The organism is Streptomyces meridianus, assembly GCF_023703325.1.
In the GTDB taxonomy this organism is placed as follows: Bacteria; Actinomycetota; Actinomycetes; order Streptomycetales; family Streptomycetaceae; genus Streptomyces; species Streptomyces meridianus.
In genome coordinates this window covers 24,977-46,732 of sequence record NZ_JAMQGM010000017.1, presented here as the reverse complement: position 1 = coordinate 46,732, position 21,756 = coordinate 24,977, and the positions used below count along the sequence as shown (strand labels likewise).

Genomic DNA, 21,756 nt, shown 5'->3' with positions numbered 1-21,756 from the left:
TCCACAGGGGGACGGGGCACTGCCGCGCGCCCACTACCCTTGTTGCGTGACCATTCGCCTGTACGACACCAGCGCCCGGCAGATCCGTGACTTCACCCCGCTCACGCCGGGCTGCGTCTCGATCTACCTGTGCGGTGCCACGGTGCAGGCCGCCCCGCACATCGGGCACATCAGGTCGGGCCTCAACTTCGACATCATGCGCCGCTGGTTCGCCCACCGCGGCTACGAGGTGACGTTCGTCCGCAACGTCACGGACATCGACGACAAGATCATCGCGAAGCAGGCCGACCAGGGTCGCCCCTGGTGGGCCATCGGCTTCGAGAACGAGCGCGCGTTCAACGACGGCTACGACGCGCTCGGTTGCCTGCCCCCCACGTACGAGCCGCGCGCCACCGGCCACGTGCCCGAGATGATCGAGATGATGCGCGGGCTCATCGACCGGGGCCACGCCTACGCCGCCGACGGCAACGTCTACTTCGACGTCCGCAGCTTCCCCGGGTACCTCGCGCTGTCCAACCAGGAGCTGGACAACCTCCTGCAGCCCTCCGCCGAGGGCGAGACCGGCAAGCGCGACGCCCGCGATTTCGCCATGTGGAAGGCCACCAAGCCCGGTGAGCCCAGCTGGGAGACGCCGTGGGGGCGCGGGCGCCCCGGCTGGCACCTGGAGTGCTCGGCGATGGCGCACAAGTACCTGGGCAGCGCCTTCGACATCCACGGCGGCGGGCTCGATCTGATCTTCCCGCACCACGAGAACGAGATCGCGCAGGCCAAGGCGTTCGGTGACGCGTTCGCGCGATACTGGGTGCACAACGCCTGGGTCACCATGAGCGGCGAGAAGATGAGCAAGTCGCTCGGCAACTCCGTGCTCGTCTCCGCGATGGTCAAGGCATGGCGCCCCATCGTCCTGCGCTACTACCTCGGCACCCCGCACTACCGGTCGATGATCGAGTACAGCGAGGAGGCCCTGCGCGAGGCCGAGTCCGCGTTCGCCCGTATCGAGGGGTTCGTCCACCGCGCGGTCGAGCTGGCCGGACCGGTCGAGCCGTCGGCCGAGGTGCCGCCGGCGTTCGCCGAGGCCATGGACGACGACCTCGGCGTTCCGCAGGCGATGGCGATCGTTCACGCGACCGTCCGGCAGGGCAACAGTGCGCTGACCGCCGACGACAAGGAGACCGTGGCGGCCCGGCTCGCCGAGCTCCGTGCGATGCTCGGAGTGCTGGGCCTCGACCCGCTCGACGAACAATGGGCGGACTCCGGTGACGGCGGCGACCTCCACGGCGTGGTGGACTCCCTGGTGCGGCTCGTGCTCGAGCAGCGCCAGGCGGCCCGCGAGCGCAAGGACTACGCGACGGCGGACGCGATCCGCGACCAGCTCCAGCAGTCCGGCCTCGTCATCGAGGACACCCCGAGCGGCCCCCGGTGGGAGCTCGGCCCGCGCTGACCGCCATCCGGTCCGGGACAGTGGCCCCGGACCCTCCAGTACGCAGACAAGTACGCACACAAGCAGGCAACCGCCGGAAACGTTCCGGCGAAGCCGATCCCGACGCCGGCAGGCTCCGTGAGACTGCCGGTGGGGACGGCCGAAGGAAAGAAGTCAGGTGACCCATGGCCGGCAACAGCCAGCGCAGGAACCGCCGCACGTCCAACAAGAAGGGCATGCAGGTCGGCAGCGGCGGTCAGCGGCGCCGGGCCCTGGAGGGCAAGGGCCCGACCCCGCCCGCGTCCGCCCGCAAGGGGCATGTGAAGAACCGCATCGCCAACGCCAAGGCCAAGCAGTCCACCGGCCGGCCGGCTCCGCGCCGCGGCGGTCCCAAGGGGACCAACGAGCTGGTGCTCGGCCGCAATTCGGTGGTGGAGGCGCTGCGCGAGGGCGTGCCCGCGAACACCCTGTACGTCCAGCAGTACATCGACTCCGACGACCGGGTGCGGGAGTCGATCCAGCTCGCCACCGACCGCGGCATGAACCTCATGGAGGCGCCGCGCCCCGAGCTCGACCGCATGGCCAACGGGCTGAACCACCAGGGCCTGGTGCTCCAGGTGCCTCCGTACGACTACGCCCACCCCGACGACCTCACCGCCGCGGCGTTCGACGCCGGTGAGGACCCGCTGGTCGTGGTCCTCGACGGCATCACGGACCCGCGCAATCTCGGTGCGATCGTCCGCTCGGTGTCCGCGTTCGGCGGGCACGGCGTGGTGGTTCCGGAGCGGCGGGCGGCCGGGATGACCGCCGGCGCCTGGAAGACCTCGGCCGGCACCGCTGCCCGTACCCCCGTGGCGCGGGCGGCGAACATGACCCGGGTCCTCGAGGCGTACAAGAAGGCGGGGCTGACGGTCGTCGGACTGGCGGCCGAGGGTGAGGCGGATCTGGGCGACCTGGAGATGCTCGACGGCCCGGTCGCCATCGTGATCGGCAGCGAGGGCAAGGGGCTGTCGCGGCTGGTCGGCGAGACCTGCGACATCCGGGTCCGCATCCCGATGCCGGGCGGGGCCGAGTCCCTCAACGCCGGTGTGGCGGCGGGGGTCGTGCTGTACGAGACGGCGCGCCGCCGCGGCTGAGTCCGTCCGCTGCCGGCCCGGACCCCCGGCCCGTCCGGCCGGAGCACGTCCCGATCCGCCGCAGCCTCCCGACCTCTCCGGAGGGTTGCGCTGCGGGTGACCGGCGTGCCGCGTTGACGTGCCCGGGTGCTTTCGCAAGGACCGAAGCAGTGTCCTTAACGGGTGTCACTCGGTTAGAGGAGTGTGGACACCAGAACACCTCGCCCCATGGGCGGACGCTCGCCGGGGTTCGACGACGAGCCTCTGCTGAGCACGGTGAAGGTGCCGTGCGACCCGGCACAGGTCATCGTCAACCACGCAAGCTTCCGTGTGCAGCTCGCGACGCCGGTGGTCCGCCACGGCCTGACGGCAGACGCCGCGGGGCACCCCAAGGTCGCCCCGCAGCGCCGCCGCACCCCGGTGGTGTGGAGCGGACGCACCGAGCCCGGCGACCCGGCGGCGGGTCAACTCCTGCAGGCGGTACGCAATTCCGGCGCGAGCCTCGGCCTGCCCGACGACCCGACCGCAACCCGGGTGCTGCCCCGGATCCCGGACGCCGGAACGCCGCGCACGCCGGGACCCGGAACCGGGATGCTGCGCGGGGCCCGCCCGGTGCGCGGGGCGTTCGACGAGGATGCCGCGGACGGGGGCTCCGGCCCGTACCGCGACCGGGACGCCCGTGGGCGCCGCCGTCCGGTCGGCGCCTACGACGACGCGGCCGTCGGCGCCGCGTACGTCGCGGACGACGAACCGCTCGGTGAGGACGACGGGTTCGGCGCCGGCGGGCTGCCCGCGGACGCCGCTGGACCGCGCGCCCGGCGCCGGCCGGGCGACGACTCCGTGCGCCACGCGTACTACCCCGGACGCCGGATGAACCTCGGGGTCGTCCTGCTGCCGCTGCGGATCTTCCTCGGCTTCATCTCCGTCTACGCCGGCATGGGCAAGCTCTGCGACCCGGTCTACTTCGACGGCGGCGAGAGCGGAACCATGGTCACCTGGCTCGCAGCGCTCCGGCCCTGGGGACTCGCCTCCTCGCTGCGGGACTTCGCGCTCGCGCACCCCGTCGGCTCCGGCCTGACGGTCGCGTTCCTCCAGATCGTCGTCGGCGTGCTCACGATCCTGGGCCTGTGGCAGCGGGTCGCCGCCTCGCTGGGCGCGCTGCTCTCGGCGGCGCTGCTGCTCACGGTCAGCTGGCGCAGCGCCCCGGCGTACGACGTCCCCGACATCGTGTATCTCGCCGCCTGGAGCCCCCTGGTGATCGCCGGGGCGCCGGTCTACTCGATGGACGGGCGGCTCACCGGTGAGGCATGGCGCCGGCTGGGCCCGCGTTCCGGGATCTGGGATCTGCGCAAGCGCGTGCTGCGGCGGGGCACGGTCCTGGTCACGGTCGTGGTGGGCCTCGCGCTGCTGACCGGTTCGATGCTCGGCGGGGCCGTGCGGTCCACGCGGACGGCGACGGTGCCGGAGCCGGGCGGGACCCCGACCAACCATCTGCCGGGGTCCCCGCTGCCGAAGGAGCCGTCCCGCGGGCCGGAGTCACAGGTGCCCGGTGCGGGCAACACCGGACGGTCCGCCCAGCCGTCCTCACCGGCGTCGCCGAGCGAGACGGCGCGCGGAAACGGGCGCGTGGGCGACGGGACCGGCCGGGACAGTTCGAGCACCACCCCGACCCGCCCCGTGCCGCCGCCCGCGCCTCCCACCGGGCCGACCGGGGGCACATCGGGTGGTTCCGCGCCGGGCGGCGGCAGTTCGTCGGGCGGGACCGGTGGCAGTGGTTCCTCCGGCGGGGGTTCGGATTCCGGCGATGCCCTCGGCGGCCTGCTGGGCTGAACCTCTCGGTCCGTCCCGGCCTGCCCCGCCTCCGGCGGGACAGGCCGGGACTGTGCCGGGGTCCGGCCGGGCAGCGCGTACGGGCGGTGGAGTCAGTGGCGCCGGGCCGCGTCCGCGGCGGCCTCCTCGAGGTCCTTGGCGGTGTCGATGGCTCGCCAGGCGGACTCCTGCGGCAGCGGGAAGCCGGCGAGCCGCCGGGAACGGGCGAGGCGGGGGAACGTGGTGCGCTCGTGGTCGCCGCGGTCGGGGAGCAGGTCGGTGAAGCCGGGAGAGAAGACGTAGACGCCCGCGTTGACGAGGTACGGCGACGGCGGGGCCTCGACGAAGTCCACGACGTGGCCGAACGCGTCGGTCTCCACGGCGCCCCAGGGGATGCGCGGCCGGGCCAGGGCCAGGGTGGCCACGGCGTCGCGCTCCGCGTGGAAGCCGGCCATGTCCCGCAGCGGGAACCGGGTCCAGATGTCGCCGTTCGTGGCGTACCAGGGGCGGTCGGGACGGGGGAGTGAGGCCGCGGCGAGTTTGAGTCCCCCGCCGCGTCCGAGGGGCGTCGTCTCGACCACGGTCGAGACGCGCAGGGAATCGGGGAATCCGCGGCCGGATCCGGGCGGGGCACCGGCCGCGTGCGCGAGCCAGTCCTGGACGACACCGGCGAGGTGCCCGCAGGAGACGACGACGTCCGTCACGCCCTCCTCGGCCAGCCAGGCGAGTTGATGGCCGAGGATCGGGATGCCCGTCCCGGGGACCTCGACCATCGGCTTGGGCCGGTCGTCCGTGTACGGGCGCAGCCGCGTGCCGTGCCCGCCGGCCAGGACCACGGCTTGCGTGGGCTGCTCCGGCAGGTCGCGGACACGCGACTGGTGCGATCTGTGCGGTTCGTGGGCATCCGTCATGCTGTGCACCCTAGGCGGTGCCGCACGCGGTGGAGCGTTCACGGGAGGGCGGTGGCTGCCGCGCCCTCCCGGCGCTCGGGGGTTCGGGGTCCGGCTGTTCCGGCCGGTCGTTCCGTCAGGAGGATTCCTGGGCGACGCCGCTCGCGAAGGAGGTGTCGCAGACGGGGCGGGAGTAACGCTGGGCGCCGACCGGGCCGTACTTGGCGACGGCGGCGCGGCCGAGGGCGCGCGCGATCGAGGCGCAGTGCTTGACGAGGGAGGGCCGGCGGTGCACCTCCTGCTGGAGGTGGGTGAGGGCGACGCCGGGGTCCTTCCGCTGGAGTTCGGCGAGGAGCCGGTCGCGCAGGACGTCCTGCGGGGCGCGGGGCTTGGCGAGCGTCGAGGCCTTCGCCGAGGACGCGGTCAGCACCTGGTACTGCGAGTCGGGTGTGGTCCACGGCACGCTCGCGACCGCAAGGGTCCCGGACAGGACGAGGACAACGGGCAGGACGAGGGCCAGGGTTCGGCCGACGCGGTGGGCTGTGGTCTTCACGGGACTTCCTCGCTGGGAGTCGGGCGGGAGGGCGTGTGGTACACACGAAATCGTAGCGAGGAGTAGTGAATTGGCGACATTCGGTCACCCTCCCGGGGGAGGGAGCGTCGCGCGAACCGGCCGCGTGTTGACGCCGGTTGACCAAATGGCCGCTATGTCCGCGGAGGTGCCGGCCACGTACAGCGGCGCTGGAGTTGTCCGCCTCAGCCGGTGAGGCGCTCGCCGGAGGACGTCGAGAAGACGTGGATCTCGTCCGGGCGCGGAAGGACGTGGAGGTCGGCGCCCTTCTCCGGGACCTGGCGGCCGTTCACGCGGACCACGAGGTCCTTCTTCTGGCCGCTGACGTCGGCCGAGCCGTAGACGTAGCCGTCGGCGCCGAGTTCCTCGACCACGTTGACGGTCACGGCGAGGCCGGCGGGTGCGTCCTCGCTCGCCTTCGAGAGGCGCTCGGCGGCGGCGCCACCCTCCTCGACCACGTCGAAGTGCTCGGGCCGGACACCGACGGTGACCGTGCGGTCGCCCTTCTCGGACGCGGCGCCCAGGGCCTCACGGGAGACGGGGACGACGCTGTTGCCGAACTTGACGCCGCCGTCGGTGATCGGGACCTCGACCAGGTTCATGGCAGGGGAGCCGATGAAGCCCGCGACGAAGAGGTTCGCCGGGTGGTCGTACATGTTGCGCGGCGAGTCGACCTGCTGGAGGACGCCGTCCTTGAGCACCGCGACGCGGTCGCCCATGGTCATGGCCTCGACCTGGTCGTGGGTGACGTACACGGTGGTGATGCCGAGGCGGCGCTGCAGCGACGCGATCTGCGTACGCGTCGAAACGCGGAGCTTGGCGTCGAGGTTCGACAGCGGCTCGTCCATCAGGAAGACCTGCGGCTGGCGGACGATCGCGCGGCCCATGGCGACGCGCTGGCGCTGGCCGCCGGAGAGCGCCTTCGGCTTGCGGTCCAGGTACTCCGTGAGGTCGAGGATCTTCGCGGCCTCCTCGACCTTCGCTCGGATCTCCGTCTTGTTGACGCCCGCGATCTTCAGGGCGAAGCCCATGTTGTCGGCGACGGTCATGTGCGGGTAGAGCGCGTAGTTCTGGAACACCATGGCGATGTCCCGGTCCTTGGGCGGCAGGTGCGTGACGTCGCGGTCGCCGATGCGTATCGCGCCGCCGTCGACGTCCTCGAGGCCGGCGAGCATGCGCAGGGAGGTCGACTTTCCGCAGCCCGAGGGGCCGACGAGGACGAGGAACTCGCCGTCCTCGATCTCGATGTCGAGCTTGTCGACAGCGGGCTTCTCGGAGCCCGGGTAGATGCGCGTGGCGCCGTCGAACGTGACCGTGGCCATGGGTGATCCCTTCACCGGCAGGAACGTGCCGGACGATCCGAGTAAAGGTGTGGTGTGGTCCACATGGGTGGATGAGGTGCAGTGACGTTAACCCGGTCATAACATCGTTGTCATCAGTTGTGGGCAGTCGAAAATCGTGAACCGGACCACGCCCCCGGCTGGGTACACTGCTCGGGACGCCGACTTAGCTCAGCTGGTAGAGCACCGCTCTTGTAAAGCGAAGGTCGTCGGTTCGAACCCGACAGTCGGCTCTGCGCTCCAGCAGCGAGAACGCCCCGGACGACAAGATCGTCCGGGGCGTTTGACATCCACAGGCGACGGCAGTGGTTCTGGGGCGGTCGTGTGTGGTGACCCTGCGCAAGCTCGGTTGCTTCGGGGTCGAGAAACCCACTGCCTCAACCTCTCGGGATGTGCCCGCCGTTGACGACCGGCGTCGTGCGTCCGACGCGCCCTCCCGGTCAAGGCGGCGGTCATCGGCGGTGGTTGGATCCACCGCGCCGCACCCGGCCGTTCCTCCCACGCTTCGGACACACGCCGGCTGCTGCGTCCGGCACGCGCAGACCCGGGCCGAACCCGGTGCCTCCCGGGCCGCGTCCTGCGCAGCGGCTACGTGATCAATTCCGACTGTGCAATGACTCTACTCGCCCACATTTGACCCAATACGCGCCAAATTTGATCGCCGTATATACCGTCCACCTCGGCTCAATCTCCCATGGAAAGGAACAGGCATGAAGAAGCACTACGGGATGCGTCTCGGTGCGGCGGTCCTGGCGGCGCTGGCCCTGACGGGCGGCGGGGCGACGGTCGCCCATGCGGAGGACGGGCCCGGGGCGGACCACTACGGCAGCAAGGCCATCGTGGTGCGCGGTGACCACAACCAGGTCGTGATGGGCGACGAGAACGTCGTCGGCCGGGACAACGTATCCAGCTCCGGCCACAGCGACACCGGCATCGGTGGCGAGGAAGCGGGCACCCCGGCGGTGCCGTACGGCACGGTCATCAGCCCCACCGGTGTGGTGCTGCGGGCCGGGCCGACCACCGCGTCCGCCGCCGTCGGATCGCTTGCCTACGACGCCCAGGTCGGGCTGGACTGCAAGGTCCACGGCCAGAACGTCGACGGCAACGACCTGTGGTACCGGATCCGGGGCCAGGCGGCGTGGGTCACCGCCCGGTACGTCGCCAACACCGGCACGGTGCCGTTCTGTCCCACCGGCGACGAGGAGATCCCGGGCAGCGCGCCCGTCGGGACCACGGACGCCAACGGCCCGGTGGGCTGATCCCGGCTCCACTCCCGCCGGCGGCTTCGCGCCGGACGGCACCGAACGCCCCGGACGGTCCTGCCGTCCGGGGCGTTCGGTCCGTGGAGCGGCTCTGCGCATTCCCGGCGGCGGGGGTCCGCGCCCCGCCGCTCGTTGCCGGCCGCCACTCGGACAGCGCCCGTGGCCGGGCCGTGCCGGGTGTCCGGCATCCGCCGGGGACGGCGGCCTCCCATACGGCTATTCTGGTGATTTACGCAGGTATGTTCTGCGTGCAGTCTCGGGCGTTGCCCGAACGCCGGTGATCGGAGCGCGGACATGGCGGAGCCGGAACAGCGGCGCTACGACCCCCGGGAGCCGTGGTCCGACGTGCTCCCGGTCGCCGGCGGATCCGCCGCATCCGCGTCCTCCGGAGACCTGCCGGCCCGTGCGCCCACCGGCGACCTGCTGCACGGCGAGATCGCGGGAGGCCACCGGCTCGCGCTCAACCGCATGGGCAGCTTCGACTGGGACCTCGACGCCTCGACCTTCCTCCTCGACGAGGGCGGACTCGACGTCATGGACCTGCGCGCGGACGAATACGACGGGGACCCCTTCTCGCTCGGTGTCCGCGTACCGCACGAGGAGGCGATGCATCTCGACGCCGCCGTGACGGAGGCCCTGCGCGAGGGCAGGGACGAGTACGGCGCGTACTTCCTGCTCACCTGCCGCGACGGCTCCCGGCGCTGGACCCACGCCCAGGGCCGTGTGCTGCGGGACGCCGCGGGGTATCCCCGCCGCGTCATCGGCATCCTCCGGGACGCCACGGCGGAGCTCGGCCACTCGCCGCTCTCCCGCTCCGCCGAGGAGACCCGGCGCCGCCGGACCATGCTGGCGCAGCGGACCACCACCGCGCTGGGGCAGGCACTGACGACCCGGGACATCGGCAAGGTCCTCACCGACCCGGAGAACCTGCGCGGCCTCGGTGTCGAGGGGCTGGCCCTGGGCGTCGTCGACGGCGACCGTCTCCGGTTCATCGCGCTGACCGGCGGCCCGTTCGACGGCGAGCGGACCGACGGCGAGCGGACCGACGACGAGTTCGTCCGGCTCGGCACCGACCTGCCCCTGGGACATGCCGTACTGAGCCGGCGGCCCCGCTTCGTGGAGTCCGCGGAGGAGTTCCGGCGGCAGTACCCGCAGGTGGCGCGCTTCCTGGAGCCGCACGTCGTGGGCAGTGCCGCGTTCCTCCCCCTGGTCGCGCAGGCCCAGCGCATCGGCGCCCTCGGCCTGTACTACGAGGAGCCGCAGACGTTCACCGCCGAGGACCGCGACCTGTACGTGGCACTGGCCGGTGTCGTGGCCCAGTCCGTCCAGCGCGCCCGGCTCTTCGACGAGGAGCGGGACCTCGCCACCGGGCTGCAGGGCACGATGCTGCCGCGACGGATCCCGGAACTGTCCGGCGGCGATGTCGTCGTCCGCTATCGCGCGGCCACCACCGGACGGGACGTCGGCGGCGACTGGTACGACGTGATCCCGCTCCCCCAGGGCCGGCTCGGGGCGGTCGTGGGTGACGTCCAGGGGCACGACGTCCACGCCGCCGCGGTGATGGGGCAGCTGCGGATCGCGCTCCGGGCATACGCCGCCGAGGGCCACCCGCCGGCCACGGTGCTGGCCCGGGCCTCCCGGTTCCTCGCGGACCTGGACACCGAACGCTTCGCCACCTGCACCTACGTCCAGGTCGATCTGGCGACCGGCCTTGCCCAGGTGGTGTGCGCGGGGCATCTGGGCCCCGTGATCCGCGATGCGGGGCACCGGGCCTACTGGCCGAACGTGCGCGGCGGTCTCCCGCTCGGACTGGCCACCCTGTTCAACGAGCACGACTTCCCGGAGACCCGGCTGCATCTCGCCCCCGGCTCCGGCCTGCTGCTCTGCACGGACGGACTCGTCGAACGGCCCGGACGGAACATCCAGGAGGGCATGGACGCCCTCGCGGACGCGGTGAGCCGGGGCCCGCGCGACCCGGATGAGCTCGCGGACCACGTGTCCGAACTGCTCTGGGAGGGTGCCGGCGTCGAGGACGACATGGCGCTGCTGCTGCTGCGCCGTTCCGCGACGGTGGCTGCGCCGGCGCTCCCGCGCCTGCGCCGGCACATCCATCAGGCGGACCCCGAGGGACTCGCGGAGGCGCGCGCCATGGTGCGGCACGGGCTGGAGGCCTGGCGCACCGGCGATCTCGCGCATGAGATCGAGCTGATCGCGGACGAGCTGGTCACCAACGCGCTGGTGCACACCGACGGCGGGGCACTGCTCGATCTGGAGCTGCTGCCGGGCAGCCCGCGCCGGGTCCGGGTGGAGGCTCAGGACCGGTCGAGCGAGTGGCCCCGGCGGCGCACTCCGGGGCTGTCCGCCACATCGGGCCGCGGGCTGCTGATGGTGGAGAAGCTGGCCGACAGCTGGGGCGTCGAGCCGCGTGGCTCGGGGAAGGCCGTGTGGTGCGAGTTCCGGGTACCGGCGGGCGGCCCGCCGGATGATCGGGGAGATCGGGGGGACATCCGGTCGGAGGTCCGGACGCCGGGTCATAGCCTGGGAAAATGATCCGCACCGCCACGCCCGGGGACGTCCCCGCCATCGTCACCATGATCCGCGAGCTCGCTGCCTACGAGAAGGCCGAGCACGAGGTCGAGGCCACCGAGGGCCACCTGCACAGCGCCCTGTTCGGCGAGAGCCCCGCGGTGTTCGCCCACATCGCCGAGGCGGATGGTCGCATCGAGGGCTTCGCGCTCTGGTTCCTGAACTTCTCGACCTGGCGCGGCGTCCACGGCATTTATCTCGAGGACCTCTACGTCCGTCCCGAGGCGCGTGGGCAAGGCCACGGCAAGGCGCTGCTGGCGGAACTCGCCCGGATCTGCGTGGAGCGCGGGTACGGCCGCCTCGACTGGTCGGTGCTCGACTGGAACACCCCGTCGATCGACTTCTACCGCTCGCTCGGGGCGGCGGCCATGGACGAGTGGACGGGGTTCCGGCTGACCGGTGAGAGCCTGGTCCGTCTCGGAGCGGGCTGAGGCGGGTTCGCGCGGACGTGCCGGCGACCCGTTGTCGGACCCCTGGTGCACACTCCGGTCATCGGCCGGCAGTCCGGGAAGCGACGGAGTGGAGGAGTCCATGGCGCGAGGAGCCAGGAAGCAGCCGAGCACGGTAAGGCGGCCGGAGGTGGTGCTGCCGCCGTTGCGGCGCGCTCCGGACGGTGGACCGCAGCCGGAGGCGGATTACGACGGTCTCGAGTTCGCCGGTGCCGAACTGGGCCCGTCCGCGTACGGGGAGGGCGCGAGCTTCCTGGACTGCGCGTTCCGGGACTGCGGGCTGGACGCGGCGCGGCTCGGCGGGGCCCGGTTCGTCGACTGTGTGCTCGACGGCGTCCGCGGGGTGGGCGCAGACCTGTCGGGGGCCGTACTGCGGGACGTGGAGGTGCACGGGGCGCGGCTCGGGGGACTCCAGCTGCACGGTGCCGTACTGGACCGCGTGCTCATTCGCGGCGGGAAGATCGATTACCCGAATCTGCGACGTGCCCGGCTCACCGATGTCGTTTTCGAGGACTGCGTTCTGGTCGAAGCTGATTTCGGGGGATCCGCCATGGAACGCGTATCTTTTTCCGGTTGCGCGCTGCGCCGGATTGATCTCGGCCATGCCGAGATGAAGGACGTCGATCTCCGTGGGGTGGCCGAATTCGATATTGCCGCCGGCGTCGACCGGTTGGCGGGCTCGGTGATCTCCCCGGACCAACTCATTGCGCTGGCGCCGGTGTTCGCATCGGTTCTGGGCGTACGGGTGGAATCGCAAGGGAATTCCGAATAACAGGATTCCGTGCGCTTTTGCTGCCTTTTGCCGACCGGTGCACATCCCCGTTGCAGAACGTTCACTTGCGAAAGGGGTTTCGAATATCCGGGCAGGGGCAAGCAGGGGCACATGACTCACCCCGACGAGCGCGGATACGCGCACAATCCCTACCCTGCCCATGACCCGTACGGTGGAAACCGCGACGCCCCGGGTTATTCCGGGAGAGACGGTTACGAGTACGCCCCCGCCGCGGGTCGCGAGGAGGCGGCGGGATACCGCCGCAATCCGGACGGCACCGGACGGCACCGCATGGCCCTTCTCGTCCACACCATCGGTGATGTTTTCGCCGCCGTGCTCGGACTGTGGATCCTGCTGTACCTGCTCGAGGCCAACCAGGGGAACGTTCTGGTCGCCTTCGTGCACGGCATGGCCGACTGGCTGGCCGGCTGGTCCCAGGACATCTTCACCATGGAGACCGAAGGCGTCCGGGTCCTCTTCAACTACGGCCTGCCCGCGCTCATCTACCTCGGGCTCGGCCACGGCGCGGCGACCTGGATCCGCCGGTTCTGATCCCTTCCGTTCGCGGGGTCATGCCACGCGCGGAAAGCGTGCCTGGAGATCCCACAGAACGGGGTTGTCGGCAAGGGCATCGTGCATGTCCGTGAGGTCGGCGATCAGATCGTGCAGGAAGTCGCGGGCCTCGCGGCGCAGTGCACGGTGGTTGAACGTCAACGGTGCCTCGTCGGCGGCCTGCCAGTCCGCTGTGACGTCCACCCAGCCGAAGCGGCGCTCGAAGAGCATGCAGTCCGCCGACTCGGTGAAGTCGAGTTCCGCGTACTGGACGCGGTGCGAGCGGCTCCCCCTCGGGTCGCGGTCGAGCTGCTCGACGACGTCGCACAGGGCCCAGGCGAAGTCCAGCACGGGTACCCATCCCCAGGCTGTGGACAGTTCGCGGTCCGACTTCGTGTCGGCGATGTAGACGTCGCCGCAGAACAGGTCGTGGCGCAGCGCGCGCACGTCGGCGGTCCGGTAGTCCGTCTGCGGGGGGTCCGGGAAGCGGCGGGAGAGCGAGTAGCCGAGGTCGATCACCGTTCGATGGTGACAGACCGGCTGCACGGCTTCCCGCCGCCTCCGTTCCCGGCCCCTGAGCGGGCCCGCGATGCCGCTGCGGGGCCCGCCGCTTGCGCCCGCCCCGGCTCCTCCTGCCCGGCGGGCCCAGGCCCGGCAGCTCAGTGCCCGCGCGCGATCCATTCGTCCAGGTTCGGCGCCTCGGCGCCGATGGTGGTGGAGTCGCCGTGCCCGGTGCGGACCACGGTGTCGGGGGGCAGTGTCAGCAGCCGTTCCCGGATCGAGTCGATGATCGTCGGGAACGAGGAGTACGAGCGCCCGGTCGCCCCGGGGCCGCCCTGGAAGAGCGTGTCCCCGGAGAACACGGTGGCCAGTTCGGGTGCGTACAGGCAGACCGCACCGGGGCTGTGACCGGGCGTGTGCAGTACATGCAGTTCCACGCCCCCGGCGGTCAGCACCTCGCCGTCCGCCAGCGGGGCGTCGGGCCGCAGGCCGGGGTGGCGCATCCGCCAGAGCATGTCGTCGTCCGGGTGCAGCAGCACCGGGGCTCCGGCACGTTCGGCGACCCGGGGGGCGGCGTCGATGTGGTCGTCGTGCCCGTGGGTGCAGATGATGCCGAGCAGCCGCCGGTCGCCGACGGCGCCGAGAATCGCCTCCGCGTCGTGCGCGGCGTCGATCACGTAGACCTCGCGGTCGTCGCCGACGATCCAGACGTTGTTGTCGACGTCCCAGGTGCCGCCGTCCAGGGAGAACGTGCCGGAGGTGACGAGGTGGTCGATGCGGGCGGCGTGGGGCGCCGAGGGGGTGGCGGGGGCCATCAGAAGACCACCACCGAACGCAGCACGTCACCGCGGTGCATCTTCTCGAACGCCTCCTCGATGTCCTCGAGGCCGATCGTCTCGCTGACGAACGCGTCGAGGTCCAGGCGCCCCTGGAGGTACAGGTCGATCAGCATGGGGAAGTCCCTTTCCGGCAGGCAGTCGCCGTACCAGGACGACTTCAGCGACCCGCCGCGTCCGAACACGTCGAGCAGCGGCAGTTCCAGCTTCATCTCGGGCGTGGGGACGCCGACCAGGACGACGGTGCCCGCGAGGTCCCGGGCGTAGAAGGCCTGGCGGTAGGTCTCGGGGCGGCCGACCGCGTCGATGACGACGTCGGCGCCGTATCCGCCGGTCAGCTCCCGGATGCTCGACACGACGTCCGCGGCGCTCGCGTTGACGGTGTGCGTAGCCCCGAGGCCGCGCGCCTGCTCAAGCTTGCGGTCCTCCAGGTCCACCGCGATGATCTTGGCTGCCCCGGCCAGCCGGGCCCCGGCGATGGCGGCGTTCCCCACCCCGCCGCAGCCGATGACCGCGACGGCGTCGCCCCGGTCGACGTTCCCGGTGTTGATCGCGGCCCCGAGGCCCGCCATCACACCGCAGCCCAGCAGGCCCGCCGCCGCCGGGGAGGCGGCCCGGTCCACCTTGGTGCACTGCCCGGCCGCCACCAGGGTCTTGTCGGCGAAGGCGCCGATGCCGAGCGCGGGGGCCAGCGCGGTGCCGTCGGTGAGCGTCATCGGCTGGGAGGCGTTGTGGGTGGCGAAGCAGTACCAGGGGCGCCCGCGTCGGCAGGCCCGGCACCGACCGCACACCGCACGCCAGTTGAGGATCACGAAGTCACCGGGGGTCACCTCGGTCACGCCGTCGCCGACGCTCTCGACGATGCCGGCGGCCTCGTGCCCGAGCAGGAACGGGAACTCGTCGTTGATGCCGCCCTCGCGGTAGTGCAGATCGGTGTGGCACACCCCGCATGCCTGGATCTGCACCACGGCTTCGCCGGGGCCGGGGTCCGGTACCACGATGGTTTCGAGCCGTACCGGTTCGCCCTTGCCGGGTGCCACGACGCCGCGTACCTGTTGTGCCATGGGGGTCTCTCTTCCTCGCCGGACTGCGTGGGATCCACTGTCGTATGCCCACGTCGGGGGACGGACACAACACCCCGGGCGGAACGGGAAACGGGCCGCACCGTGTGATCGGTGCGGCCCGTGCCCGGTGCCGGTGCGTCAGATGTGCGGGATCAGTTGACGTTGATGGCCTTCCAGGCCGCGTTGACGGTCTGGTACTCGGTGCTGGAGCTGCCGTAGAGGTCGGCCGCCGCGTTGAGTGTGGCCGTACGGGCGCCCGCGTACTTGGTGGTGGACGTCATGTAGGTGGACAGCGCCCGGAACCAGATCTTCTCGGCCTTGCCGCGGCCGATGCCCGTGATCGTGGAGCCGTCGTACGTCGGGCTGTTGTAGCTCACGCCGTTGACGGTCCTGGCGCCGCTGCCCTCGGAGAGCAGGAAGAAGAAGTGGTTGGCCGGGCCCGACGAGTAGTGGACGTCGATGCCGTTCATGCCGGTGGACCAGTAGTCCCAGGACGCGCCGTCCTTGCTGGGCTTGTCCATGTAGCGCAGCGGGGTGCCGTCGCCGTTGATGTCGATCTTCTCGCCGATGAGGTAGTCGCCGGGGTCGGCGGAGTTGTTGGCGTAGAACTCGACGGAGGTGCCGAAGATGTCGGAGGTGGCCTCGTTCAGGCCGCCGGACTCTCCGCTGTAGTTCAGGCCGGCGGTGTTGGAGGTGACACCGTGCGTCATCTCGTGGCCGGCGACGTCGATCGAGGTGAGCGGGTTGGAGTTGCCCTCACCGTCGCCGTAGGTCATGCAGAAGCAGGAGTCCGACCAGAAGGCGTTGACGTACGCGTTCCCGTAGTGGGCACGGGAGTAGGCGGCGGCGCCGTCACCGCGGATGCCGGTGCGGCCGTGCACGTTCTTGTAGTAGTCCCACGTCTCGGCCGCACCGTAGTGGGCGTCGACGCCGGCGCTCTGCCGTCCGCCGCCCCAGACGTCGTCGGCGTCGGTGAACAGCGTTCCGGTCCCGGAGGTGCCGCCGTTGAGGTCGTAGGTCTTGTGGCCGCCGCGACCGCTGTCGGTCATCGTGTACCCGCTGCCCCCGGGGCTGGTGCCCAGGGTGACGGTGCCGTTGTAGTCGCCGGTACCGGTACCGGTCCGGATCGCCTCGAACTGGTACAGCTTCGCGCCGGACTTCGCGTCGGTGACGACGTGCAGCTCGCTGGGGGTGCCGTCGTGCTGGAGACCGGTGACGACCGTCTCCCAGGCGAGGGTGGGCTTGCCGTCGGCGGCCCAGATCACCTTGCGGGGCTCCTTGCCGGCCTCCGCCTTGCCGGTCTTCTCCGCCTCGGCGGCCTTCAGGGCGCTCTTCTTCGCGCTCGCCGCGGGCAGTTCGGCCGTGGTGGAGGCCACGGCTATCCGGGCCTTCGTCGCCTTGGTGGTGGAGCGGGCGCCGTCCTTCTTCTCGTGGACGACCAGGTCACCGCCGAGGACCGGCAGACCGGCGTAGGTGCGCTCGTAGCGGGTGTGCACGGTGCCGTTCGCGTCCTTGATCACGTCGCGGACGACCAGCTTCTCCTTGCCGCCGAGCCCGAGGGCGTCGGCGGTTGCGGGAGCGGACGCCTGTGCGTCCTTGACGGCAGCGGCGTGCTGGCCGGCACTCATCGTCACCGCGGACGCACTGCTGCGCTCGTTGCCGGCGCTCGCCGAGCCGGACTGGATACCGACGACGACCATGGCCGCCGAGGCAACGAGGGCGGCGGCACGGACGGTGGTGCGGCGGGGGGAGTTCTCGGGGCGTCTCACTCGGTCTCCTCGGTGCGGGGCCTGACGGCCCTGGTGGGGGGGCGAGCGGCCGGGGACGACCGCCCGCGGGACTGGACTGCGGGAGTGGTGCCTGCGTGGTGCAAGCTCTCGGGGTGGCTCGTGGGGGCGGAGAGCTCGGGGAGAGCGTGCCACTCGATGAACGTTGTTGACAGATCACCTACAAAAATTTGACCTGGAGTTGTCCGATGAGCGTCCGTTGTTGTTCGTTATGCGGCGTCATGAACCCCTGACAACAACGAAGTTCAGGGTTGACCGCAGCGCGTCGAGAACGATGCGACGGGAAAAATGCCGACGCCTCGTCATGCGGTGTTGTGTGCAGGCTTCTTGTGCATCACGAAGCGAGGCCGGTGCGCGGAAATCGTGGCCCTGGGCGGTTCGGGAGGCGAGGGCGCGCGTGCTGCGCTCCGGGACCGCCGACCGGACCGCGAGGTGTCCGGCAACGGCCGGTCGCTTCTTCATGAGGCGGGCCGACTCGCTCCCGTATCAGGAGCGTCGGTTCTTGCCGTGGACCATGAGCAGGCCGATCCGGGGATCCGGGCCGACGGGGTCGGGGCGCTCGGCAAGGGTGATGGCCGCGCCGACGATCCGGTCGTCGTCACGTGCGGGCAGCACTTCGGCGGACGGGTGCCCGAGTTCCGCGGCGAGGCCGACGGCGACGTGCTCGGGCCGGAGGTCGTCCGGGTCGGGACCCCCCTGCTGATCCGCTGGAAGACCGGGTCGCACCGGTGGAGCGCGGAGGGTTCGGCAAGCGGCGGCGCGGGGAGTTCCGGAGGCTCTGGTTCCGCCTCCGCGGAGGGTGTGAGGGGTTCGAGGATCACGCCGCACGCTGTGCCGACCGGGCGCGGTCTGCTGGGACCGGGCGCCCGTCGGCACTGCGTGTCGGCGCCGGTGCAAGTCCGGCGGGCAGGTCAGACGTTGACGCCGAAGTCCTGGGCGATGCCGGTCAGTCCGGAGGCGTAACCCTGGCCCACGGCACGGAACTTCCACTCGGCGCCGTTGCGGTACAGCTCGCCGAAGACCATGGCGGTCTCGGTGGCGGCGTCCTCGCTCAGGTCGTAGCGGGCGATCTCGGTGCCTCCGGCCTGGTTCACGACCCGGATGTAGGCGTTCCGGACCTGGCCGAAGTTCTGGCTGCGGGTCTCGGCGTCGTAGATCGAGACCGGGAAGACGATCTTGTTGACGTCGGTGGGCAGGCCCTGGAGGTCGACGTTGATCTGCTCGTCGTCGCCCGAACCCTCACCGGTGCGGTTGTCACCGGTGTGCACGATCGTCCGGTCGGGGGTGGACTTGTTGTTGAAGAACACGAAGTGGGAGTCCGAGACCACCGTGCCGTCGCCGTTCACGGCGATGGCGCTCGCGTCGAGGTCGAAGTCCGTCCCGGTGGTGGTGCGGACGTCCCACCCCAGGCCCACGGTGACCGCGGTGAGGCCGGGAGCCTCCTTGGTGAGCGAGACGTTGCCGCCCTTGGACAGGCTTACAGGCATGGGTTGTCCCTTTCCTTCGGTGTGCCGGGCTTCGTACCCGTAACGACGTTGGCGTCACCCTCTTGAACGCAAGGGAACTGCGCCGGGTTCCGCCTCGGCTTTGCATTCTTTACCGTCGGGCGGCGGGCGTATAACCGTATGACGCGCGCCCGGATGTCGAGGATCATGGAGGCATGTCCGGGCCCTACGTCATCCGCGGTTCGGTCTCCCTGCCGGAGGCCGAGCTCATGTGGCGCTTCTCCCGTTCCTCCGGTCCCGGCGGGCAGCACGTCAACACCAGTGACACCCAGGTCGAGTTGCGCTTCGACCTCGTGAACACCCGCGCGCTGCCGCCGGTGTGGAAGGAGCGGGCGCTGGAGCGGCTCGCCGGCCGCCTCGCCGACGGGGTGGTGACCGTGCGCGCCTCCGAGCACCGCTCGCAGTGGCGCAACCGGGAGACCGCGGCCCACCGGCTGGCCGCCCTGCTGGCGGAGGCGACGGCCCCGCCGCCCCGCTCCCGCAGGCCCACGAAGATCCCGCGCGGAATCAACGAGCGCCGGCTGCGTGAGAAGAAGCGCCGGGCGGACACCAAGCGCGGGCGCAGCGGCCGGGACTGGACCTGATCCCGGCCGGAACCGCGCGCCGGCCGAGCCTCGCAGGCCGGTCCCGGCGCGTGCGCGGGCCCCGGCTCGGGCGGGCCCGCCTCAACGGTCCAGCCGCCGGTAGCGTCCCCGGTAGTACGCCAGCGGCCCGGCCTGCACGGCGGGCGTGCGGGCAGTGAGCACCCGGCCGATCACCAGTGTGTGGTCGCCCGCGGGCACCCGCTGTTCGGTCCGGCACTCCAGCAGCGCCAGCGCGCCGTCGATCAGCGGGGCACCCGAGGCATCCCCCCGCTCGTAGCCCAGGTCCTGGAAGAGCAGCCGGTCGCCGAGCCGGCCCTTCATCGCGAACCGTCCGGCCGTCTGCCGCTGGGTCTCCGCCAGCACCGAGACCGCCCACAGGGGTACCTGCTCGAGCAGTTCGTCCATCCGGGAGCCCTCGCGCACGCTCAGCACCACCAGCTTGGGGTCGAGGGAGACCGACATGAACGCCGTGGCGGTCATGCCCGCGTCCTCTCCGTCCGGGCCGTCGTCGGGGTCGTGGGCGGTCACCAGGACCACGCCGGCCGGAAGCCGGGACATGGCGGCCCGGAACTCGTCGTCACTCACACCCTCAGCATGAGGGATGATCTCCGGGCGGGGGGAAGACGTCGGGTGCAACACGTCCGGAACGGTATCCGCGTTCCCGGCCGGGGGCATCGGGCTCCGGTCCCGGACCGGGTCCGCCTGTCGCCCCAGGGCAACCGGCGCGCGCCCCGGAACCGTCCGGGGCGGGTGGGCCACCGTCCGGCGCACCGGAGTTCAGGTGTGACTTGAGTCACAGGAAGGGGTTATTGCTGACCCTGTGTACCGATGGCACAGCTCACTGTGATTCAGTGGCGGTGGCAGTTGGAGGACATCCAGCCGGGAGTCGAGTGAGGTCTCGGGGGTAGCGAGCATGGAGACCGAGTCGGAGCCGTATGTCCGCCTTGCGACCCTGCGGCAGCTCCACGACGTGGTCGCGGGGCTGAACACCGCCCGCAGCCTGGCGGAGACCCTCCAGGCCGTCGCCGACGGGGCCACGTCCGGCCTGGGCTACGAACTGGCGGCCGTGAACCTGGTGCGTCCCGACGGAGACCTCGTCGTCGCCGCGGTCTCCGGCAGCCCGGGCGCCGAGGCGCTCCTCGCCGGACGGGTCGGCTCCCGCAGCTCCTGGGAGCGGCGGCTCGCGATGGGCGAACGCTGGGGCGACCTGCGGTTCGTGTCGCACACCGAGGGCTGGGTCCTCGAGGACGACGACGTTCCCCAGTGGCACACCGACGGCCCGGAGCCCCGCAACGACGGCGACTGGCACCCGCAGGACCGGCTGTACGCGCCGATGTACGTCAGCGGCGGCGAGGAACTCCTCGGCGTCCTGTCCGTGGACCGGCCGCCGAAGGGCCGGGTGCCCGGCCCGTGGGGCCGCGAGGCCCTCCAGATGTACGCGTTCCAGGCCGCCATCGCGATCGGCAACGCCCGGCTGCGCTCCAACATGCAGCGCGCGCTCGTCCGGCTCGAACGGGAGCAGCAGGCGCTGCGGGCCAGCGAGGAGAGCTTCCGGCAGGCCTTCGAGTACGCGCCGAGCGGCATGGCCATCGTCGAGATGGGCGGGGAGGAGCACGGCCGTCTGCTGCGCGCCAACGACGCGCTGTGCCGACTGCTGGGCCGTCCTGCCGCCGCGATGCGCCGCTTCTCCTTCGCCGACCTCGTGCATCCCGACGACGTCGGGCTGCTGCTGCGCACGTCCGCCGAGGGCGGCCGGGCCGAGCTGCGGCTGGCCCGCCGCGAGGGCGTCTACGTCTGGGTCTCGCTGCGCAACTCCGTGGTCGCGGACACCGCCGACGGCCCCCGCTTCCTGCTCACCCACGTCGAGGACATCGAGGAGCGCAAGCGGCACGAGCTGCAGCTCGCGCACCGGGCCAGCCACGACTCGCTCACCGGTCTGCCCAACAGCGCGGAACTGCGTGCCCGGTTGAGCGGCCGGCTGTGCGGCAGCCCGCAGAACGGGGTCTCGGGCCCGGCGCTCGACGTCACGACCGGCTCCGCCTACGGTCTTGCTCTCGAGCCCGGCGGGAACGTGTTCCGCGCGGACGGCTTCGACGCTGCCTTCGGCAGCCGCTCCGGCGTCCGGCCCGCCCCGTTCGTGCCGCACGTGCACGCGGTGGCCCCGGGCGAAAACGCCGGCGACGACGTCAAGGGGCTGGCCGTGCTCTTCTGCGACCTGGACGGCTTCAAGTCGATCAACGACCGGTTCGGCCACCACACCGGCGACGCCGTGCTCATCGAGGTCGCCCGCCGACTCACCGACGAGGTGCGGGACGGTGACACGGTCGCCCGGCTCGGCGGCGACGAGTTCGTGGTCCTGGCGGACGGGCTCGGCCGCGGCGACGCCGAGGACCTCGCGGCCCGGCTGCGCAACGCGATCATCCCGCCGATACGGGTCGACGGCCGGGCCGTGCGGGTGGGGGCGAGCTTCGGCATCGGCTGGGCGGGCTGCGGCATGTCCGCGGAGGAGGTCCTCCAGTCCGCCGACCAGCGCATGTACGTGGAGAAGCGCTCCCGGTCGAAGGCGCAGCGCCGGGTGGGATGAGGGGTGCCCCGCACGCTCCCGCCGACCGGGCCGTGGGATTTTGGTCACGGGGCGCTCGGTGCGCCCGGACCGCTGCGTCCTGTCCCGGACCTGGTGGACGGGGCGTCCGCCGCACTGCGGAAGCCGGTA

Annotated in this window: 20 protein-coding genes and 1 tRNA gene; 11 read left to right on the top strand and 10 right to left on the bottom strand. The window is 71.6% G+C overall.

Annotation, left to right across the window (positions count from 1 at the left end; translation table 11 throughout):
- Positions 1–46 precede the first annotated feature (46 nt).
- The 3 genes from cysS to M1E25_RS07880 all read left to right on the top strand — a co-directional run bounded on the left by cysS (position 47) and on the right by M1E25_RS07880 (position 4,365).
- Positions 47–1,441 carry a cysteine--tRNA ligase gene (gene cysS / locus M1E25_RS07890; protein ID WP_251411788.1) on the top strand — a complete coding sequence of 465 codons (1,395 nt, stop codon included), beginning with the start codon at positions 47–49 and terminating at the stop codon, positions 1,439–1,441.
- Positions 1,442–1,605: 164 nt separating this feature from the next.
- Positions 1,606–2,556, top strand: a complete 951-nt coding sequence (gene rlmB, locus M1E25_RS07885; protein ID WP_251411785.1) for a 23S rRNA (guanosine(2251)-2'-O)-methyltransferase RlmB — start codon at positions 1,606–1,608, stop codon at positions 2,554–2,556.
- A 183-nt stretch (positions 2,557–2,739) separates the two neighbouring features.
- Positions 2,740–4,365: a DoxX family protein gene (locus M1E25_RS07880; protein ID WP_372500538.1), complete on the top strand. Its 1,626-nt coding sequence runs from the start codon at positions 2,740–2,742 to the stop codon at positions 4,363–4,365.
- A 92-nt stretch (positions 4,366–4,457) separates the two neighbouring features.
- Here M1E25_RS07880 and M1E25_RS07875 read toward each other — a convergent pair whose 3' ends face one another.
- From M1E25_RS07875 to M1E25_RS07865, 3 genes are all read right to left on the bottom strand, one after another.
- Positions 4,458–5,255: a nucleotidyltransferase family protein gene (locus tag M1E25_RS07875; protein WP_251411782.1), complete on the bottom strand. Its 798-nt coding sequence runs from the start codon at positions 5,253–5,255 to the stop codon at positions 4,458–4,460.
- 115 nt (positions 5,256–5,370) lie between these two features.
- The gene (locus M1E25_RS07870) at positions 5,371–5,787 is read right to left on the bottom strand and encodes a hypothetical protein (protein ID WP_251411779.1); all 417 of its coding nucleotides are present in this window, start codon (positions 5,785–5,787) and stop codon (positions 5,371–5,373) included.
- A 203-nt stretch (positions 5,788–5,990) separates the two neighbouring features.
- On the bottom strand, positions 5,991–7,127 hold the full coding sequence (locus M1E25_RS07865) for an ABC transporter ATP-binding protein (RefSeq protein ID WP_251411776.1): 1,137 nt from the start codon (positions 7,125–7,127) through the stop codon (positions 5,991–5,993).
- Positions 7,128–7,305: 178 nt separating this feature from the next.
- On the opposite strand from M1E25_RS07865, the gene M1E25_RS07860 reads away from it, so the two are divergent.
- From M1E25_RS07860 to M1E25_RS07835, 6 genes are all read left to right on the top strand, one after another.
- Positions 7,306–7,378: transfer RNA gene (locus M1E25_RS07860), tRNA-Thr, on the top strand.
- Between the two features lie 477 nt (positions 7,379–7,855).
- Positions 7,856–8,404 (top strand): hypothetical protein, encoded by a 549-nt coding sequence (locus M1E25_RS07855; RefSeq protein ID WP_251411773.1) that lies wholly within the window; start codon positions 7,856–7,858, stop codon positions 8,402–8,404.
- A 297-nt stretch (positions 8,405–8,701) separates the two neighbouring features.
- Positions 8,702–10,957 (top strand): SpoIIE family protein phosphatase, encoded by a 2,256-nt coding sequence (locus M1E25_RS07850; RefSeq protein WP_251411771.1) that lies wholly within the window; start codon positions 8,702–8,704, stop codon positions 10,955–10,957.
- Positions 10,954–11,424, top strand: a complete 471-nt coding sequence (locus M1E25_RS07845; RefSeq protein ID WP_251411769.1) for a GNAT family N-acetyltransferase — start codon at positions 10,954–10,956, stop codon at positions 11,422–11,424. The genes M1E25_RS07850 and M1E25_RS07845 overlap by 4 nt, the downstream gene beginning before the upstream one ends.
- A 100-nt stretch (positions 11,425–11,524) precedes the next feature.
- Positions 11,525–12,214 (top strand): pentapeptide repeat-containing protein, encoded by a 690-nt coding sequence (locus M1E25_RS07840; protein WP_251411767.1) that lies wholly within the window; start codon positions 11,525–11,527, stop codon positions 12,212–12,214.
- Positions 12,215–12,325: 111 nt separating this feature from the next.
- Positions 12,326–12,766, top strand: coding sequence for a hypothetical protein (locus M1E25_RS07835; protein WP_251411765.1), 441 nt, complete (start codon positions 12,326–12,328; stop codon positions 12,764–12,766).
- A gap of 18 nt (positions 12,767–12,784) precedes the next feature.
- Here the strand turns inward: M1E25_RS07835 and M1E25_RS07830 are convergent, their stop codons facing one another.
- The 6 genes from M1E25_RS07830 to M1E25_RS07805 all read right to left on the bottom strand — a co-directional run bounded on the left by M1E25_RS07830 (position 12,785) and on the right by M1E25_RS07805 (position 18,441).
- Entirely contained in the window at positions 12,785–13,285 is a 501-nt protein-coding gene (locus M1E25_RS07830) for a hypothetical protein (protein WP_251411763.1), read from the bottom strand.
- 140 nt (positions 13,286–13,425) lie between these two features.
- A complete protein-coding gene (locus M1E25_RS07825) occupies positions 13,426–14,082 on the bottom strand; it encodes an MBL fold metallo-hydrolase (RefSeq protein ID WP_251411761.1) in 657 nt (218 codons plus the stop codon).
- Positions 14,082–15,167 carry an S-(hydroxymethyl)mycothiol dehydrogenase gene (locus M1E25_RS07820; protein WP_251411760.1) on the bottom strand — a complete coding sequence of 362 codons (1,086 nt, stop codon included), beginning with the start codon at positions 15,165–15,167 and terminating at the stop codon, positions 14,082–14,084. The genes M1E25_RS07825 and M1E25_RS07820 overlap by 1 nt, the downstream gene beginning before the upstream one ends.
- 152 nt (positions 15,168–15,319) lie before the next feature.
- The gene (locus M1E25_RS07815; protein WP_285830523.1) at positions 15,320–16,867 is read right to left on the bottom strand and encodes a M4 family metallopeptidase; all 1,548 of its coding nucleotides are present in this window, start codon (positions 16,865–16,867) and stop codon (positions 15,320–15,322) included.
- Between the two features lie 573 nt (positions 16,868–17,440).
- Positions 17,441–17,680, bottom strand: a complete 240-nt coding sequence (locus M1E25_RS07810) for a hypothetical protein (RefSeq protein WP_251411756.1) — start codon at positions 17,678–17,680, stop codon at positions 17,441–17,443.
- Positions 17,681–17,865: 185 nt separating this feature from the next.
- A complete protein-coding gene (locus M1E25_RS07805) occupies positions 17,866–18,441 on the bottom strand; it encodes a TerD family protein (protein WP_251411755.1) in 576 nt (191 codons plus the stop codon).
- A 173-nt stretch (positions 18,442–18,614) separates the two neighbouring features.
- Here M1E25_RS07805 and arfB point away from each other — a divergent pair, with 173 nt between their 5' ends.
- On the top strand, positions 18,615–19,043 hold the full coding sequence (arfB, locus tag M1E25_RS07800; protein ID WP_251411754.1) for an alternative ribosome rescue aminoacyl-tRNA hydrolase ArfB: 429 nt from the start codon (positions 18,615–18,617) through the stop codon (positions 19,041–19,043).
- 81 nt (positions 19,044–19,124) lie between these two features.
- On the opposite strand, the gene M1E25_RS07795 is transcribed toward arfB, so the two are convergent.
- Complete coding sequence (locus M1E25_RS07795; protein WP_372500541.1) at positions 19,125–19,601, bottom strand: flavin reductase family protein; 477 nt, start codon at positions 19,599–19,601, stop codon at positions 19,125–19,127.
- A 355-nt stretch (positions 19,602–19,956) separates the two neighbouring features.
- Here M1E25_RS07795 and cdgB point away from each other — a divergent pair, with 355 nt between their 5' ends.
- Entirely contained in the window at positions 19,957–21,627 is a 1,671-nt protein-coding gene (cdgB, locus tag M1E25_RS07790) for a diguanylate cyclase CdgB (protein WP_251411752.1), read from the top strand.
- The last annotated feature ends 129 nt before the right edge of the window (positions 21,628–21,756 follow it).